Origin of the sequence: Flavobacterium sp. KS-LB2, assembly GCF_036895565.1 — a bacterium.
Lineage (GTDB): Bacteria > Bacteroidota > Bacteroidia > Flavobacteriales > Flavobacteriaceae > Flavobacterium.
In genome coordinates this window covers 1,109,802-1,128,263 of record NZ_CP145904.1, presented here as the reverse complement: position 1 = coordinate 1,128,263, position 18,462 = coordinate 1,109,802, and the positions used below count along the sequence as shown (strand labels likewise).

Genomic DNA, 18,462 nt, shown 5'->3' with positions numbered 1-18,462 from the left:
ATATTACAACGCAGCATGTTCAAACATATTGTTAATTGGTCAAAACAATTTGATGTTTATCTATCACTTTTCTCAAATTCATTAGAGCATAACGCATTCTACCCAAAGCAGTATTAATGCTTACTCCAGTAGTTTCTGAAATTTCTTTAAAACTCATATCTTGATACATTCGCATCACGAGTACCTCTTTTTGATCAGCAGGAAGTCCTTCAATTAGTTTTTTTAAGTCCATTTCGACTTGTTCAGAAATTATTTTATTCTCTATTGTCTGGCAATCATCTGACATTATAGAAAAAATAGAGAACTCTTCGGTTTCTCTAAACATGGGCATTTTTTTTGTTTTCCTGTAATGATCCACAACCAAATTATGAGATATACGCATAACCCAAGGTAAAAATTTACCTTCTTCATTGTAGGAGTTTGATTTCAAAGTCTTAATAACTTTGATAAAAGTATCTTGAAAAATATCGTTGGTAATATCTTTATCCGGAATTTTCGAATAAATAAAACCATAAATTTTTGATTCGTGCCTTTTTATTAATTTAGCTAAGGCATCCTCGTTACCTGCGACATAATCCTTTACTAATGACGCGTCAGGGAGTTGTATATTAACCATAATAATACTTTTTAGTTTTAAAAATAAAATAAGAGATGTCTCTAAAAAGTAGTTTTCTATTATAGGCTAATGTTTATTTAGGTTTGTTAAGATTTCAAATTTAACTAATTATTGTTTTAACATGCAAGTAAAATTAATAAAAATTAACAGAACAAGACTTAAATTTGTTAAAATTTTTCTTCTTTTTTCACATTATTATAGAAATAGCCTGCAAATGAATTGCAATTGTAAGCGTTTTGAAAAAAAAGAATTATATTATCGAAAAAACAAACTAAATCCTGACTGTCAAATAATTACAAAATATTGTTTTAAGTTAAATCATTATAGTTACTATCTTAAATTATTGATAGACTCTAATATAATCTACTATAAAATCCTGAGGAAGAATAGAATCATCCACTTCAGGCCCTCCAAAATTCCCACCTATTGCCATATTAACAATAAAGTAAAAAGGCTGGTTAAACGGCCAAATAGATTCTGTTTTATTTTCAGGTTGAAACGTATACACTAAAGTATTATCAACAAAAAAATCAATTTTGTCTTTGGTCCATTCCACAGCGTAAATATGGAAACCTACTTCAATATCATTAAATCTTGTTTTCTTGGTATTTATGGTGTTACCGTGGCTATCCTGCGTGTGTAAAGACGTAAAAACCATGTTAGGTTCTTTTCCTACATACTCCAAAATATCTATTTCACCAGATTTTGGCCAACCAACTTCGCTAATGTTTGAACCTAACATCCACCAAGCTGGCCAAACTCCCTGGCCAACTGGCAGCTTTGCTCTTGCTTCAAAACGACCGTATAAAAATTCTTTTTTACTTTTGGTGGTAATACGTGTAGAGGTGTATCTATCCCCTTCTTTTTTGGCCGTGATGACTAATTGACTTTCAACAAGCTTATGGTTTTCCTTGGTATACAATTGTCTTTCATTATTTCCCCATCCACAATTAGGACAACCATCACCTAGCTCGAAATTCCAACTCTTTTCGTTTAATGTCTTACCGTCAAAATTTTCTTCCCAAACTAATTTTCGTTTGTTTTGTTGCGCAAAAGAAAAGTTGACTACGAGCACTAGTATTAGTATTTTTTTCATTTTAATTTTTAATTAGAATATTGAAAATCTCCTTCCAACTTTGTTACTGAGCTTCCTCCGATGAATACTTTAAAGTCTCCAGCTTCTGCTTCCCATTTCCTGTTGGCCGTGAAATACTCAATTGTTTTTTCATCGATTGTAAATACTACTTTTTTAGTTTCGTTGGGTTGCAATTCAATCATTTCGAATCCTTTCAACTCTTTTACCGGACGCGTAATACTCCCTATCAAGTCTCTAATATACAATTGAACCACTTCTTTGCCAACAACTTTCCCCGTGTTTTTTACGCTTACAGAAACTTCAATTTTACCATTTTTAGCAAATTTATTGGATGATAATTGCAAATCGGAATACTCAAATTTAGAATAACTTAGTCCATGTCCAAAAGGGTATAAAGGTGTATTTTTTTCATCAATATAATGTGACCAAAATACACTTTCTGGCTCATTCATTACTGGTCTTCCAGTGTTTTTATAATTATAATAAATAGGAACCTGACCTACATTTCTAGGAAAAGTCATTGGTAATTTTCCACTTGGATTATAATCACCATATAAAACCTGAGCAATGGCGTTCCCACTTTGTGTTCCTAAATGCCAGCCTTCAACAATGGCTGGAATGTTTTCATCAGCCCAAGGAATAGCTAATGGACGGCCATTATTTAAAACCAAAACAACGTTCGGATTAACTTTGAAAATTGCTTCTAATAATTCTTGTTGTACGCCTGGCAAACCTATATCAGCTCTGCTTCTTCCCTCACCTGATTGTAAACCGTGTTCTCCCAAGACCATAACTACAACATCAGCTTCTTTTGCAACAGCAATGGCTTCTGAAAATCCACTTTTATCAGTTGTATTAATTTTGGTCTCCCAAATAAATTGGGTTCTTCCTTCTGCCACATCAGCTCCTTTGGCATAGGTAAGCTTATTTCCAGTAAACTTTTGCAAACCTTCTAATACAGAAACTGCCGTATTATCATCAGCAGCTATTCTCCAACTTCCCAAAGGACTTGTTTTATCATTTGCCAAAGCACCGATTAATGCAATTTTTTGCCCTGATTTTTTTAAAGGCAATATTTCATTATCATTTTTCAAAAGCACGATTGATTTTTTGGCTACATCCAAAACTCCTTCTTGAAATTCTAATTTTCCAACAGTGGCTAGTTCTCGATTCTCATCACAATATTTATAAGGATTATCAAACAAACCAAGTTCAAACTTTACTTTTAAAATACGTCTTGCTGCATCATCGATTACACTTTCTTTTACTTTGCCTTCTTTAACTAATACCACCAAATGCTCCACATAAGCACTAGATTCCATATCCATATCTGAACCAGCATTGATAGCTATTTCTGCGGCCTGTTTACTGTCTTTAGCATAACCATGCGGAATCATTTCATTGATAGAGCCCCAGTCAGAAACTACAAAACCATCAAATTTCCAATCTCGTTTTAAAACTTCTCTTTGTAAATAGGTATTTCCTGTTGCAGGAATACCATTCAGTTCATTGAACGAATTCATAAATGTTCGAACACCTGCATCAACTGCTGCTTTAAATGGTGGAAAAATAGTGTTTTGCAATACGGTTTCGCTAATATCAACGGTATTGTAATCCCTTCCTGATTCTGCAAAAGCATATCCTGCAAAATGTTTGGCACAAGCCAAAATAGTATTCGTAGCAGATAAATCTTGTCCTTGAAAACCTTGTACACGTGCTACAGCAATTTTACTTCCTAAGAAAGGATCCTCTCCAGCACCTTCCATAACACGACCCCAACGGGCATCTCTAGCAACATCAACCATAGGTGCAAAAGTCCAATTCAGCCCTACTGCAGCTGCTTCTTCTGCAGCTATTGCAGCCGACTTTTTAATGGCTTCCAAATCCCAACTTGCTGCTTCGGCCAGTGGAATTGGGCTAATAGTTTTATACCCATGAATAACATCAAAACCAAACAGCAAAGGAATTCCTAGTCGAGTTTGTTCCACTGCTATTTTTTGTAATGCTTTTACATCTTTAACACCTCTTACATTTAGCATCGAACCTACTAACCCTTTTTTCAGATCTTCGTATTTTTTGGCTGCCTGACCTTCTTTTGGAGTTGGACCTGTTATGTCCCAAAAACCATTATACTGATTGAGTTGCCCTACTTTTTCTTCCAAAGTCATCAATTGCAATACAGAATCAACCTTTTTATCGAACAAATTGTTTTTAGAGACAGAAGTTGAAGGTTGCGTGATTTTTTTACTACAAGCAACTAAAATAAATAAGCTGCCCAATATTACTAAAAATGATTGCTTCATTTGTGTGTGTTTTTGTTAAAGCAAAAGGCAGGTATAAAACCTACCTTTTACTATTAATACTATTTCAAATATGTTTATTGATAGACTCTTACATAATCAATTTCCATAGATGATTGACTAAAAGCAGGATCAATAGCTCCGCCAAAAGTGCCTCCCATCGCAACATTTAAAATTAAGAAAAAATCTTTATTAAATGGCAATGAGCTTGTATTTGCAACCGTATGATACAGCACATCGTCAACATAAATTTTTACTGAGGCTGGACTCCAGATGGTTTTATAAACATGAAATTCAGACGCAGCATTAGCAATTGTTGTAGAACTTCCATTAGCATTTCCACCTGAATTTCCAGGATAATGCAAAGTACCATATATTGTTGTAGGCTGACTTCCTTTGTATTCCATAATATCAATCTCACCACATGCAGGCCAAGTATTAGTAGCATAATTTTCTCCTAACATCCATATTGCTGGCCAAGTTCCTGCGCCCGTAGTCAACTTAGCTCTAACCTCAACTTTACCGTAAGTGAATTCAAATTTATTTTCGGATTTTAATCGTGCTGAAGTATAGCTAGAACCTACTTTTTTTGCAGTGATTTTCAAATTTCCACCAGCAACAATCACGTTATCAGCAGCGCTTGTATAGGACTGAGATTCAGCATTCCCCCAACCGCCAGCGCCAAGGTCATATCCCCATTTTGTAGGATCTGGAGCACCATCAGTATTGAACTCATCAGAGAATTTTAAAACAGTATAATCAGCTACAGGAGTTGGCGTTACGATTGATCCAGGTGCAGTTGTTGTAAAAATATGATACCAAGCCAAAAATGGATTTCCTGATTGAATCACTCTTACGACCATACGATTGTCTGTTATTGATAAAATCTCATATGAACTAGTTCCTACAAAATACCCCATAAAACCACCATCTGCAATATTAATTGTTGTTCCTCTAGTTTGCGTAGCAGCATCAGGATTCTTAGTTACAAAGGATTCCGATTTACTTAGCGTTACCGTTTTGGCACCGGTAGTGTTTAAATCATAACAAGCATCATCGCCTCCGCCTTTAAAAGCACCATTATAAAAAGTTTGGCCTTTATTATCCAGAACAAATTTCATTTGGCTACCATCTAAAGAGAAAGTCATTACGCTATTGTACAAACAAGTAGCTGATTTTTCATTTGCTACAGCACCATAGAATGAAGGATAGTAATTCTGTGTACCAAAAGTTGGATCTGACCAAGCCACATTAGGACCTACCCCTAAATGCCCTGGCTCACTTTGTGCCCAATACCATTTTCTTGAAGATCCACCTGTTAAGAATTGTACCGCTTGCTCATCTTTAAAATCACTAAAAACAGTTACTTCTAAAGTAACATTAGTAGCAACTCCTCCTGATCCAGTAGCAATTACTGTCACCGTGTATGTATTTACTCCTGGTGTTGCAAAAGTATTTTCGAATATACCACTTGGTGAGTTCTTTGAGGTTCCATCACTAAAAATGTATTTATACGAAATAGCATTATCTGCCGTACTCGTGAATTTTACTTTTCCGGACCCATCTCCATTAGGAAAAGCAGTAGACTTTCCTATTATTTCTGCTGTAACCTGAAGATTTGTTGGTGTATCTAATACTCCAAAGGCTAAATTATCTTCCTGACAATTGACCATCAAAAGAAGGACAAAAACAGATACTATATTTATAATTATTTTTTTCATTTTTTACTATTTTTTTTAAAATTCCTATCAAACAATCGTTTTATACTAACTCATTTTAAATTTAATATGAATTGAATGTATGAAACTTCTTAATTATGAAAATAAACATTGTCGATATAAACAGTGTTGTTTCCAGATGGCGCTCCAACATAGATTAACTGAGCGATATGCGCACGCGTAGTTAATCCTGTGAAATCACTTAAAGGAATATCTAAACTAACCCAAGTCCCTTTTGCAGGTGCCGTAACTGTAATTTCATGCTCTTTGTCATCACCACCACCAAAAGTTCCATTAGCTCCAAAATCGACTAATTTAACTTTGAAAACTGTAAAATCTGCAGACCAAACATCAGTATGAAAATGTGTCATAGCGGTTGCATTTATAGGAGTTGTAGTCGCTTCTATACCAACAAAATCAAGTGCACTGTATTTTTTAGTAGCATTTCCATTGATTGTTAAATCCGTTAATGTTGCACTTGACCAAGAAGTTCTCCAAGTATTAACTGGTACATTAGTGTACCCATCACTAAACATAGAAATCACTTTAGATGCTGCTACAGTTGGCGTAGGAGCAGCTGTAATTGAAGCAGCTTGATTATAGAAAAAAACATTATCAACATATACAGTTGTACTTCCAAATGGTGCGCCTACAAAAATTAATTGCGCAATATGTGAACGAGTAGTCAATCCAGTGAAGTCACTCAAAGGAATATCTAAACTCACCCATTTTTCCTTAGCTGGATTAGAGATTGTAATTTCATGTTCTTTATCATCACCTCCACCAAAAACACCATTAGCTCCAAAATCAACTAATTTAACTTTAAACTCTGTAAAATCAGATGACCAAATATCAGCATGGAAGAATGTCATTGCAGCAGCATTGATCGGCGTTGTAGTAGCTTCAATACCTACAAAACCTAATGAACTGTATTTTTTCGTTTTATTACCGCTAATTTCAATATCTTCTAAATTTGCCTGTGACCAAGAAGTTCTCCAAGTATCAACAGCAACATTTGTATAACTGTCGCTAAACATTGAAATTACATTTGCAGCAGGAATAGTTGGAATAGGTGCCGCAAATAAATTAGTTACCGTTACACTTTGTATTTTTTCAGTAGTGGCAACACCTCCACTTAAAGCAACAACTTTTACTTGATACGTTCCAGGATTTAAATACGTGTGGGTAATCACCTCGTCTTGCATGAAATCTACTGGAACTTCATTTGCCACATCTCCAAAATACACTTGAAAGAAAGTCTCTAATTCTGCTTTGGCAGTTACATTAATCGAAAGATTGCTCCCAATAGTAATTGTAGGTTCAAAATTTGTTGGTGCTAAAAAAGAAACTGTTACTTCTTGAATTGCTTCTGTTTTTTTTCCGTTAATAGTTACACCAACAATTTTAGCCTGAAATTTACCCTCAGTATATTTGTGCGTAATTGTTCCACCTGGATTAACATAGACAGGTGTTGTAGTTGCATCACCAAAATAAATTTCGAATTGAGTAACTCCTTCACCTCTTGGCAAAAAAGTAACATTCCCTGAATTATCTTGTGTAATAGTCGTCAGAGCAGAGATATTTGAAGGAGCATTTACTCCATCTAAATCTACTACACTATTTTCTTCTGTACATCCTAAAAAGAGAATAACAGAAAAAACACTTAGTATTAATTTTAACTTTTTCATATATAAGTAATATTAGTTTTTAATATCCAGGATTTTGTGCCCAATTTCCATTTGCGAATTGAATCTCCTCTATAGGAATTGGAAACAATTCATTTTTGTTAGCTGTAAATCCAGTAATTTCCTGAGCTGCTTTACCAGTTCGTACTAAATCGAAGAAACGGTGTCCTTCACCAACTAATTCCACTCTTCTTTCTGCTAAAATAAAGTCAGTCAAAGCCGCTCCAGAAGCTGAGATGTCATGATTCAAATCGCCAAAAGCACGTCTTCTAACTTGGTTCAAATATCCTCTTGCTTTAACATCATCTATTCCTCCACGATTGAAAGCCTCTGCAGCCATCAAAAGAACGTCTGCATAGCGTATCGCTCTGTAATTATTAGGATTCGTAAGATTCAAATCTCCTTGCGCTGTCGCACTCCTTTTCCTTGGAATGTATTTTCTATTGAAAAAACCAGTATGCTCATATCCTTTTCCAAAAGTGGCACCTGTTGCAGTAGCCCAAGCTTCGATATCTAATATTGCCACTGCTTCCCTTCTATCGCCAGCTTCAAAAGCATTAACCACTTTAAGAGTAGGAACATTAAAACTGAAGCCTGACGTGAATAAATCACCAGAATAATTTCTTGGTCCACTAAAACCCACAGCTACATTTCCTTCGCTACATTGGAGACATCCAAATCCTGCTCCTTCCACATCTGTGTATTGTACTTCAAAAACTGATTCTGAACCATTTTCTCCAGCATTTTCAAAAATAGTATTGTAGTCTGCTACCAATGAATATGGTGAAGTTGAAATTAAACTTTCAAAGGTTGTTGCTGCTTGCGCGTATTTATTTTGAAATAAATAGGCTTTTCCTAATAATGCCAAAGCAGCTCCTTTAGTTGCTCTTCCTTTTTGTGCTGCTGTTGCAGATAAATTTTCAGAAGCAAAAATTAAATCGGCTTCAATAGAAGCATACACTTCTGAAACAGATGAACGCGGGATTATTTTCTCGTCTCCAGAACTAAATCTTGCATCTCCTTTTAATGGGATTCCACCAAACCATTTTACTAATTCAAAATGATAATAGGCTCTAAGAAAACGAGCTTCACCTATAATTTGGTTTTTTCCTTCAAAATCTGTTTTGTCTTTGAATTCCAAAATATAATTTGCTCTTTGAACTCCCGCGAACATCCAGTCCCATAAGTTTTTTAAATTGCTATTCACAGGCGTATGAATCATATCATCTATTTGCTGAAAACCTGGAGTATCCGATTGGCTTTCTCCTCCAGCTAAAGTATTATCTGATGCTATTTCGCCTAATAATGCATTTAGATATGTAGTTTGCAATAAATCATATGCTGCAATTAAAGCATTATCGTAATCTGACTTTGAATTAAAATAATTTTCAGAGTCAATAGAATATTCTATCGGTCGATCAACAAAATCATCACTACAAGAAATAGTTAGAGTTGAAAAAATTGTTATCGTTATGAGGGTAATAAATAGATACTTTTTCATTTTAATATGAATTAAAAATTAATGTTTAAACCTAACAAATAGGTTCTTGGAATTGGATAAAAACCATAGTCAATTCCTCCGCCAATTGGAGCTCCATTAGAAGCACCTGGATCAAAACCTTTGTATTTTGTAAACGTGTACAAGTTATTTACACCCGCGTACAATCTTAATTTTGTGATTCCAGCTTTTTCAGAAAATTTAGAATCTATAGAATATCCCAATTGCATGTTCTGAATTCTTAAATAGGAAGCATCTTCAACAAAATAACTAGAGAAAGTAGAATTTCCTGTAGCACTTGTAGTCACTCTTGGTGTTGTATTAGTACTTCCTTCACCAGTCCACCTGTCTAAAACGTAATTTAGACGATTGACATCAGTAAGATTTCTTTCGTAATTTCTTACCATATCATTTCCTACAGAAGCAAAAGTATAGACAGCAAAATCAAAGTTTTTATAATTCATTTGTAAGTTGAATCCCATTGTAGCTTCAGGAATTGGATCACCAATATTAGTCCTGTCACTAGCGTTAAGAATTCCATCTCCATTCACATCTACAAATCGAAGGTCACCAGGACTAGCATCAGCACCTAAAGACAATTGTGAAGGATGTGCTTCAACTTCTGCTTGATTTTGAAAAATCCCATCCGTTTTATAGCCATAGAAATAACCTATTGGCTGCCCAACTTCCATTCTTGATGGTGCTTGTTGGCCTACGCCAAAAGAACCTCCTTCTATATATCCTATTCCGTTATTTACCTCTAGTACTTCATTTTTAAGGAAAGTAACATTGTATCCTACGCTCATCGAAAAATTATCCGAGAATTTATTTTTGTAATCTATCGCAAACTCTAAACCAGAATTCCTAACTGTTCCCGCATTTATTGTAGGTGAACCTGCTCCTGGAGCTGCAGTACCATTAATTCCTGAAACTGGAATAAATGGAATTAGCAAGTCAGCACGTGTGTCAATAAAATAATCTGCTACAATAGAAATTTTATTTTGGGCTAATTTAACGTCTAAACCAACATCAAATTTCCTAGCTTCTTCCCATTTCAAATTTGGATTTGGAATTTGTCCTGTAGCTAAACCATTCACTAAAACATCATCAAAAACATACGTTGCCTCTCCACTCAATTGGGAAACATAACCATTATTTGGAATTTGGTCATTTCCTAAAGTACCATAACTTCCTCTCAATTTCATGAAATTAATCCATTTATCTTCTCCAAAAAATCCTTCATCTGAAATTACCCAACCGGCTGTAAACGATGGAAAATAACCCACTTTATTTCCAGGTCCAAATTTTGTCGAAGCATCGCGTCGTATCATTGCAGAAAAAAGATATTTCCCTTTGTAATCATATTGCGCTCTTGCAAAATAAGAAAGCCTACGTTCGTCATAGTTATAAGAACCATTAGGAACGGTTTCAGAAATCCCTTTAGTCAATGATATGTCAGCAAATTCCCAAGAGTTATAAGGCACATCAAAACCAGTTGCAAATAATCCGTTTCCAAATTGTTTGTAAATAGTATTTCCCACTGTAGCAACTACGTTATGGTTTTCTCCAATTTTCTTAGTATAAGTTCCAAATAAATCGAATGAATAATCATTATCATTAATAGCGCTCTGAGAAACGGAACTTCTCAAAACATCAAACACTTTATCCGAAGGATTTATCCAATACAGAATTTGTTTGGCAAACGATTTAGATTCACTGTTAGAAGTATTAAAACCAATTGAACTCGAAATCGTAAAATCCTTGAAAACCTTATAATCCAATCCAAAATTACCATTTACCTTTTTGAAGTTATAGTCATTGTAGGTGTTTGCAATCTGAGCTAATGGATTTATAATTTCAATTCCTAACCCAGTATTAGTAGGTACTTTTGTAAAGTCTCCATTTACATCATAAGGCGTTAATGTTGATGGGGTATTCAAAGCATTGAACAAAACAGAGCCTAAACCACTTTCGTTTAATGACTTTCTATTAAAATATGTATAGATTACATTTGTTTTCAGTTTTAATTTATCGGTAACATCTGCGCCTACAGATACTCTTGCTGTATTTCTTAAAAACCCAGATTTATTTTCACCAATAATTCCTTGCTGATCTAGATGAGAACCACTTACAGCATAGGTAATTTTGTCAGATCCACCAGAAAAAGAGAGATCGTGATTGATGATTGGAACACTAGTACTGAAAACTTCATTTTGCCAGTTTGTACCCTTACCTAAACCAGAAACATTAGGAAAAGGAACTGCATTACCACCGTTAGCATAACTTTCGTTCAATAATAATGCATATTCAGTGGCGTTCAACATAGGCAATGTACGTGACGTTTCCTGAAAACCAGTATAAGTATTGTAACTAAGCTTGCCTTTAGAATTCTTTTTACCCGATTTCGTAGTAATAAGAATAATTCCATTAGCACCAATAGTTCCATATATAGCAGCCTGAGCATCTTTCAAAACCGTAATAGATTCTACGTCATTCGGATTCAATAAACCAAGTTCCCCTATATATCCATCGATGATAGTCGTAGGTCTATTCTCCCCATTGGTAGCAATACCTCTGATACGGATATCCAAAGCAGCTCCGGGAGCACCTGAAGTAGTGGTAACATTCACACCAGAAACTGTTCCTTGTAGTGCTTGTTCAATTTTGACTGGCTTTAAAGCCTCTAGAGTTTTGCTGTCAACCACAGAAACTGCTCCTGTAACTTCTCTTTTTTTCTGACTTCCATATCCAATCACTACAACCTCATCCAATACTTTAGAATCTTCTTGCAATGAAATAGAAAGAGCACTATTATTAGATACTACTTTATATTCTAAATTTTTAAATCCTAAATATGAAAAAACAAGTGTTGCACCCGATGAAACCCCTTTTAGAGAAAAACGACCATCCATATCTGTCGATGTCCCAACTGATGAATTTTTAACTTGAATATTTACTCCTGGTATTGGTAGACCAGAACCGGTTTCTTTAACAACTCCTCCTACATCATACCCTTGGGCAAAACCAAAAGAGGATAGAAATAGAAAAAGGATTAGTAGATAGTTTGACTTCATAATTTATATTTTTTGTGAATTATAAAATTAATCGGAACTACTAATAATAAATCAAAAAGAACCTCTACAAAAAACATACAATGCAAAAAATCACTTATTTAATTCGTAATATCTGAAAAACTACTGGAAATTAAGAAGAAATTAAGAACCCTTTGTTTTCTTTAAAAACAAAAAACCACAACAATAACGGTATTGTTGTGGTAATGTATAGTTTTATTTGAAAATTTTAGAAGTAACTATACAGCTAAAATGTATTCTACTAGTCCTTGCTCATGCGATAATTCCATTTTCTTACGCAAACGATATCTTTTTATTTCAACACTGCGTACAGAAATATTTAGTAATGGCGCCACTTCTTTTGAGGAAAGATTTAATCTCAAGTAGGCACACAATCTCAAATCATTTGGAGTTAAGGAAGGATGGGCCAATTTCATTTTTTTCAAAAAATCTTTATCAGCATTATCAAAAGCTTCTTTGAAGACGCTCCAACTATCGCCCTCAGTAATATTTTTATTAATCGTCGAGATGACTGATTTTATACTTCTATTGCCATCATCTGGAGTTTTCTTTAAATCGTCTTTGATAAAAGCCAATAATTCATTTTTACTATTTAAACTCATTGTAGAAACTGCTAATTCTCTGCTTTTGATATCTACATCTTGAGAAAGCTGTTCGTTTCTAATGCGCATTAATTCCTGCTCATTTTCAAGCTCTTTAATTTCTAATAAAAGATTATTTTCTTCTATTAATTTTTCTTTTTGTTTTTGATAGTAACTCTTATATGCCCTGTGAATAAATCGAGCCATTACAATTACAAAAATCATATAGAAAAAGAGAGCAAAATTAGTTAAATACCAGGGCTTCTCAACAATAAAAGAATATACAGCAGTATCTTCCAGCGTAGAATTTGCAAATTTAGCCCTCACCTTAAAAGTATAATTACCAGGTGGTAAATTTTTAAAACTGATTGTTGATTTTGCACTCCATTCGCTCCAATCCTCCTGAAATCCCTCTAATAAATATTGAAATTCAGCATTAATATATTTGTTAAATTCAGGAACCGTATAATTGATGGTTATATTATTTTCATCATATTTAAAACTACCTTCTTGTTTAATAGAGCGATTTTCAACAATATCATTCAGCTTATTTGTTGTAATTGAGGATATAGAAACATTATGATTCTTAAAACTCAACTCATTAAGATTCAAAATATAATACCCATCAGTAGTTCCTATTAAATAATTCGAATTAGAAATTTGAGTAATATTTTCATACCCTAGCATTGAGTTTGTTAATGACGATGGAATCGGAATCACATTTTGTTTCAGTTGATTACTCAATTTACTTAATGAAAAATAATGAATATAATTTTTTGAAAACAACCATATTTTATTGGAATTATCTACAATCAATTTTCCCGAAGTATATTCATCCTTTTCAAAAACAGAACTCAATAAATTATCTTTGCTAAATTGTTTTGTTTTCTCATTCAATTTAAAAATCCCCTCTTTGTTTGCGTAATAAATAGTATTATTGAACTTAGTCAAACTAGCATTTTTCCCTTTAATAGGCAATTTATAAGTTATAAAAGGTTTTGTTTTCAGCAGTTTACTATCTATTTCAAGTCTATAAACACCTTTATATTCATGACTCACATAGATATTCAGATTATTGGTGATTGCAAAATATTTTGAGGAATAATCAAATCCAGCGATTTTATTTCTAAAACCCCATTGATTATTTGTTTTTTCCAAAACTGATATTCCATAATAATTACCTTGAAGCAAAAGCCCTTTTTGATTAGGAACTGTTTCAAATTTCCAAGTTCCCGATGCTGAAAAGATGTTTTTTGCAAAAGTATTTTCAATTACAAATGTTCCCGAATCATGGCCACAAAAAAGCGTTCCATCATATTCAAACAAAGACCAAACCTGCCCTTTAGTTCCACTTACAAATTTGAATTCATCATTACTAAGGTAATTTTTATAAAACAAACCTTGATTGGTACCCACATATAAATTGTCTTTATAAAGCTTTGAAGTATAAACAGTTCCTAAGATTCCGGTATCATCAACAAAATTTTGTATAGGTGACTGAAGGTTTATGCAATTGATTCCATTGTCTAGACCCACCCAAAGATTTTTATCTGCATCTTCATACAAGGATAGCGCAGTATTATTGCTTAATCCCTTGTTTTGAGTGATATGGTATTTAATTTTCCCGTTATTATTTAAGATAAAAATACCATTAGAAACGGTACCCAAAGCAAAACTCCCGTCCGAAAGCAATTGACTACTATAAACGCTGCTGTTGGCTAATTCCGAATCAACTTCAGTAGTAAACTTAGTCAAAGTGCTCCCTATAAGCTTATAAAACCCATTCAGCTGTGTTTGAATTAAAAGTCCTTCTTCAACAGCGAAAATATTAACAATTCTATTGTTTTGTAAAATTGGATTATTAGAAACTAAACGCCCTTTTCCACTTTCAATTTCAAAAAGTCCTTCTTTTATACTCTGAAAATAGATAGCATTTTTAGTGCGAAACGATTTGGTTATGTCGTTTTTGGGAGCAATTATCTTAAAACTTCCCGTTTTGGTGTCATAAATATAAATTCGGCTCAACGATTGAAAAATGACCCATTGTTCGTAATTTAATATATTCCAAAATTGCTCGTCATCAAGAATTTTATTTTTTATCGTTTTACTAAGCGATGTGTATTTTAATTTACCATTCGCCTGCCGCGTCCAGAAACCAAACTCCATATAACAACCCGTAAAAATTTTATTGCCAATCACTTTTACAGAACGAACAATAGTTTCATTTGGGGATGGATATAACTCCCAATTTGAACCATTAAATTCTAATAATCCTTCATTATTAGCAAAGAAAACATAATGGTTTTGGTCTTGAGAGATCATCCAGTTTTGGTTTCCTGCACCATAAGTGGTCGAAGCGTATTTTACAATTGGGGGTAACTCTTGAGAAAAAGCACAAAAGGATATAAAAGAAAGAAAAATATATAGTTTTGTTTTCAATGGTATGATGGTATTAGTTTTTATTCAAAAATAAATCTAAAATTAGTATTTATTTATTGGATAGAAAGCATAAAAACTATACAAGAACAAAATTCCCTTTTAAACGGCACTTTTAATGATTATTTGTGACTTGTTCAATACTTTTAGTCAGTTGAAAATTGATTACTTTTGTAAAAATTATCATTTTTATGCAAGTTGACCTTTCTAAATTAGATCCAAAGAAAAATATCATTATAAAAGGCGCACAAGTACACAACCTAAAAAATGTAGATGTCGCCATTCCCCGAAATAAATTAGTGGTTATTACGGGACTTTCGGGTTCTGGAAAATCCAGTTTAGCTTTTGATACTTTATATGCTGAAGGGCAGCGCCGATATGTAGAAAGTTTATCATCCTATGCCAGACAATTTCTTGGACGATTAGACAAACCTAAAGTAGAATACATAAAAGGAATTGCTCCTGCAATTGCAATTGAACAAAAAGTAAATACAACAAATGCGCGTTCCACCGTAGGAACATCAACGGAAATCTACGATTATATAAAATTACTATTTGCCAGAATTGGACGCACTTATTCTCCAATTTCGGATCGTGAGGTCAAAAAAAATACGGTAACAGATGTAGTTAATGATGTGAAAAAGTTTGATCTAGGCAGCAAATGGCTTCTTCTTGCCCCTATTCATTTAGAGGAAGGTCGAAAATTAGAAGACAAACTTAAAGTACTTTTACAGCAAGGTTTTGCCCGAATATTAGTGAATAATGAAATGGTTCGTCTCGATGATTTACCAGATTCATTAGCTAAAAAAAACATCTTTTTAATCATAGACCGAATTGTTATCAATCCAGAAACTTCTGGCGAGGAAGAATTCTACAATCGATTGGCTGACGCGGTACAAACGGCTTTCTTTGAAGGAAAAGGAATCTGTCATTTACAAGAATTAAACTCCGACAAAAAATATTCGTATTCCAATAATTTCGAATTGGACGGGATTACATTTTTGGAACCTAATGTGCATTTATTCAGTTTTAATAATCCGTACGGAGCCTGTCCCGTTTGTGAAGGATATGGAAATATTATCGGGATTGATGCTGAATTAGTTGTACCCAATACCACTTTATCTATTTTTGAAAATGCTATTTTCCCGTGGCGTGGTGAAAGTATGAGTTGGTTTAGAGATGAATTAGTAAACAACGCCTACAAATTTGATTTCCCCATTCACAAACCGTATTACCAATTATCAGAAGATCAAAAAGAATTAATTTGGACTGGAAACAGTTATTTTCAAGGTTTGAATGATTTCTTCAAAGAACTAGAAGAAAAGAATTATAAAATCCAGAACAGAGTGATGCTTTCTCGTTACAGAGGTAAAACTAAATGTCATTCCTGCAAAGGAAAACGCTTAAGAATTGAGGCCTCTTATGTCAAAATTAATTCAAAAACAGTTTCTGATTTAGTTGATTTACCTATAAAACATTTAGTTACTTTTTTCAAAAACATTGACTTAGATGTTTATGAAAAACAAATTGCTAAACGATTATTAGTAGAAATCAACAACCGTTTGTCCTTTTTAACCGAAGTAGGACTGGATTACCTTACATTAAACAGAAATTCAGCGACACTTTCTGGAGGAGAATCACAACGCATTAATTTAGCTACCTCATTAGGAAGTAGCTTGGTTGGCTCTATGTATATTCTAGATGAACCCAGCATTGGTTTACACCCAAAAGATACAGAACGCTTGATAAAAGTATTGCTTTCCTTACGAGATTTAGGGAATACTGTTATTGTAGTAGAACACGATGAAGATATCATGAAAGCCGCTGATATGATTATTGATATTGGTCCCGAAGCAGGTACGTTTGGAGGTAATTTAGTCGCGCAAGGAACGTATGACGAAATCTTGAAATCAACTTCACTTACTGCTCAATATTTGAACGGAGATTTAGAAATTACCGTACCTAAAAAGCGTAGATTATTTAAGAATTTCATCGAAATAAAAGGAGCTCGAGAAAACAATCTTCAAAATATAGATGTGACTTTTCCTCTGGACGTGTTAACGGTGATTACAGGAGTTTCAGGAAGTGGAAAAAGTACTCTTGTTAAAAAAATACTTTTTCCAGCTATGCAAAAAAAGCTAGAAAACGTGGGTGAAAAAGCAGGCCAATTCAGTGAAATATCTGGTTCTTTTTCCCAAATAAAACATATTGAATATGTTGACCAAAACCCAATAGGAAGAAGTTCTCGTTCTAATCCTGTCACGTATATCAAAGCGTATGATGACATTCGGGAATTGTTTGCTAAGGAAAAACTATCAAAAATAAGAGGCTATCAAGCCAAACATTTCTCTTTTAATGTTGACGGCGGAAGATGTGAAACTTGCAAAGGAGAAGGTTCCATTAACGTAGAAATGGTTTTCATGGCTGATGTTCAATTGCCTTGTGAGACCTGCAATGGAAAACGATTTAAGAAAGAAGTACTGGAAGTCGCTTTTGAAGAAAAGAATATTCACGATATTCTAACGATGACTATAGATGATGCAATTGCTTTCTTTATCACTCATAAACAAGCTAAAATCACCCAAAAACTACAACCTTTACAAGATGTTGGATTGGGTTATGTTCAATTAGGACAATCCTCATCTACACTATCTGGAGGAGAAGCACAACGTATAAAACTAGCTTCATTCTTAGTAAAAGGAGCAACAAAAGACAAAGCACTGTTTGTTTTTGATGAACCTACAACCGGTTTGCATTTTCATGATATCAAGAAATTATTAGCTTCATTTGATGCCTTGATAGACAAAGGCCATTCTATATTAGTGATTGAGCACAATCTTGACCTTATCAAATGTGCGGATTGGATTATTGACTTGGGTCCAGAAGGAGGGGAAAATGGCGGTAAATTATTAGCAGTTGGAACGCCAGAAGAAATTGTGAAAATTAAAGATTCCGTTACTGGAAAATATTTAAAAGATAAACTATAAAAATGCTATTCAGAATAGCATTTTTCTTCAAATGTATTTCCGTCTTCATCGATGGCAATCACAATGTTTTTTTCTTTGGAGGAAACATAGGTTAAATAAATCCAACCGACTGACCAAACCCCTAATGTCAAACAACAAAGCACAAAATTAAACCCATGATCTACTTGTTTCCTACTTTTAGATAAAACAGCAAAAGGTAAAGTGTCATTTTTTTCTATTACAGTAAATCCATGGTGGATTTTATTAGCCAAGATATTAGTGAATTTCTGTAGGCTTTCTTCGTTAATGTATGGATTGCTTGTCATAATTGTTAGGTAAATTACTTTAGCTATTTATTTTATAAATTTTCTAAAATAGTTTGTTAAAATAACATTACGCAAAAATAAGTGTAATCTACTATTTCCACAATACCCACTTTTAGTGATTTTTTAATCAATCTAAAATAATCAGATA

General features: G+C 33.8%; 10 protein-coding genes. 1 reads left to right on the top strand and 9 read right to left on the bottom strand.

What is annotated here, in order from left to right; translation table 11 throughout:
* Nucleotides 1–31: 31 nt before the first annotated feature.
* The 8 genes from V5J73_RS04805 to V5J73_RS04770 all read right to left on the bottom strand — a co-directional run bounded on the left by V5J73_RS04805 (nt 32) and on the right by V5J73_RS04770 (nt 15,025).
* On the bottom strand, nt 32–616 hold the full coding sequence (locus tag V5J73_RS04805) for an RNA polymerase sigma factor (RefSeq protein WP_338647979.1): 585 nt from the start codon (nt 614–616) through the stop codon (nt 32–34).
* 340 nt (nt 617–956) lie between these two features.
* The gene (locus V5J73_RS04800) at nt 957–1,712 is read right to left on the bottom strand and encodes a glycoside hydrolase family 16 protein (RefSeq protein WP_338647978.1); all 756 of its coding nucleotides are present in this window, start codon (nt 1,710–1,712) and stop codon (nt 957–959) included.
* Nucleotides 1,713–1,720: 8 nt separating this feature from the next.
* Nucleotides 1,721–4,015, bottom strand: coding sequence for a beta-glucosidase BglX (gene bglX / locus V5J73_RS04795; RefSeq protein ID WP_338647977.1), 2,295 nt, complete (start codon nt 4,013–4,015; stop codon nt 1,721–1,723).
* Nucleotides 4,016–4,089: 74 nt separating this feature from the next.
* Nucleotides 4,090–5,733 carry a family 16 glycosylhydrolase gene (locus V5J73_RS04790; protein ID WP_338647976.1) on the bottom strand — a complete coding sequence of 548 codons (1,644 nt, stop codon included), beginning with the start codon at nt 5,731–5,733 and terminating at the stop codon, nt 4,090–4,092.
* 89 nt (nt 5,734–5,822) lie between these two features.
* A complete protein-coding gene (locus V5J73_RS04785; protein WP_338647975.1) occupies nt 5,823–7,418 on the bottom strand; it encodes a hypothetical protein in 1,596 nt (531 codons plus the stop codon).
* Between the two features lie 19 nt (nt 7,419–7,437).
* On the bottom strand, nt 7,438–8,916 hold the full coding sequence (locus tag V5J73_RS04780; protein WP_338647974.1) for a RagB/SusD family nutrient uptake outer membrane protein: 1,479 nt from the start codon (nt 8,914–8,916) through the stop codon (nt 7,438–7,440).
* 11 nt (nt 8,917–8,927) lie between these two features.
* Nucleotides 8,928–11,987, bottom strand: coding sequence for a SusC/RagA family TonB-linked outer membrane protein (locus tag V5J73_RS04775; RefSeq protein ID WP_338647972.1), 3,060 nt, complete (start codon nt 11,985–11,987; stop codon nt 8,928–8,930).
* 236 nt (nt 11,988–12,223) lie between these two features.
* A complete protein-coding gene (locus V5J73_RS04770; protein WP_338647971.1) occupies nt 12,224–15,025 on the bottom strand; it encodes a helix-turn-helix and ligand-binding sensor domain-containing protein in 2,802 nt (933 codons plus the stop codon).
* Nucleotides 15,026–15,213: 188 nt separating this feature from the next.
* Here V5J73_RS04770 and uvrA point away from each other — a divergent pair, with 188 nt between their 5' ends.
* Nucleotides 15,214–18,009: an excinuclease ABC subunit UvrA gene (gene uvrA / locus V5J73_RS04765; protein ID WP_338647969.1), complete on the top strand. Its 2,796-nt coding sequence runs from the start codon at nt 15,214–15,216 to the stop codon at nt 18,007–18,009.
* 5 nt (nt 18,010–18,014) lie between these two features.
* Here uvrA and V5J73_RS04760 read toward each other — a convergent pair whose 3' ends face one another.
* On the bottom strand, nt 18,015–18,314 hold the full coding sequence (locus tag V5J73_RS04760) for a hypothetical protein (protein ID WP_338647967.1): 300 nt from the start codon (nt 18,312–18,314) through the stop codon (nt 18,015–18,017).
* Between the last annotated feature and the right edge of the window lie 148 nt (nt 18,315–18,462).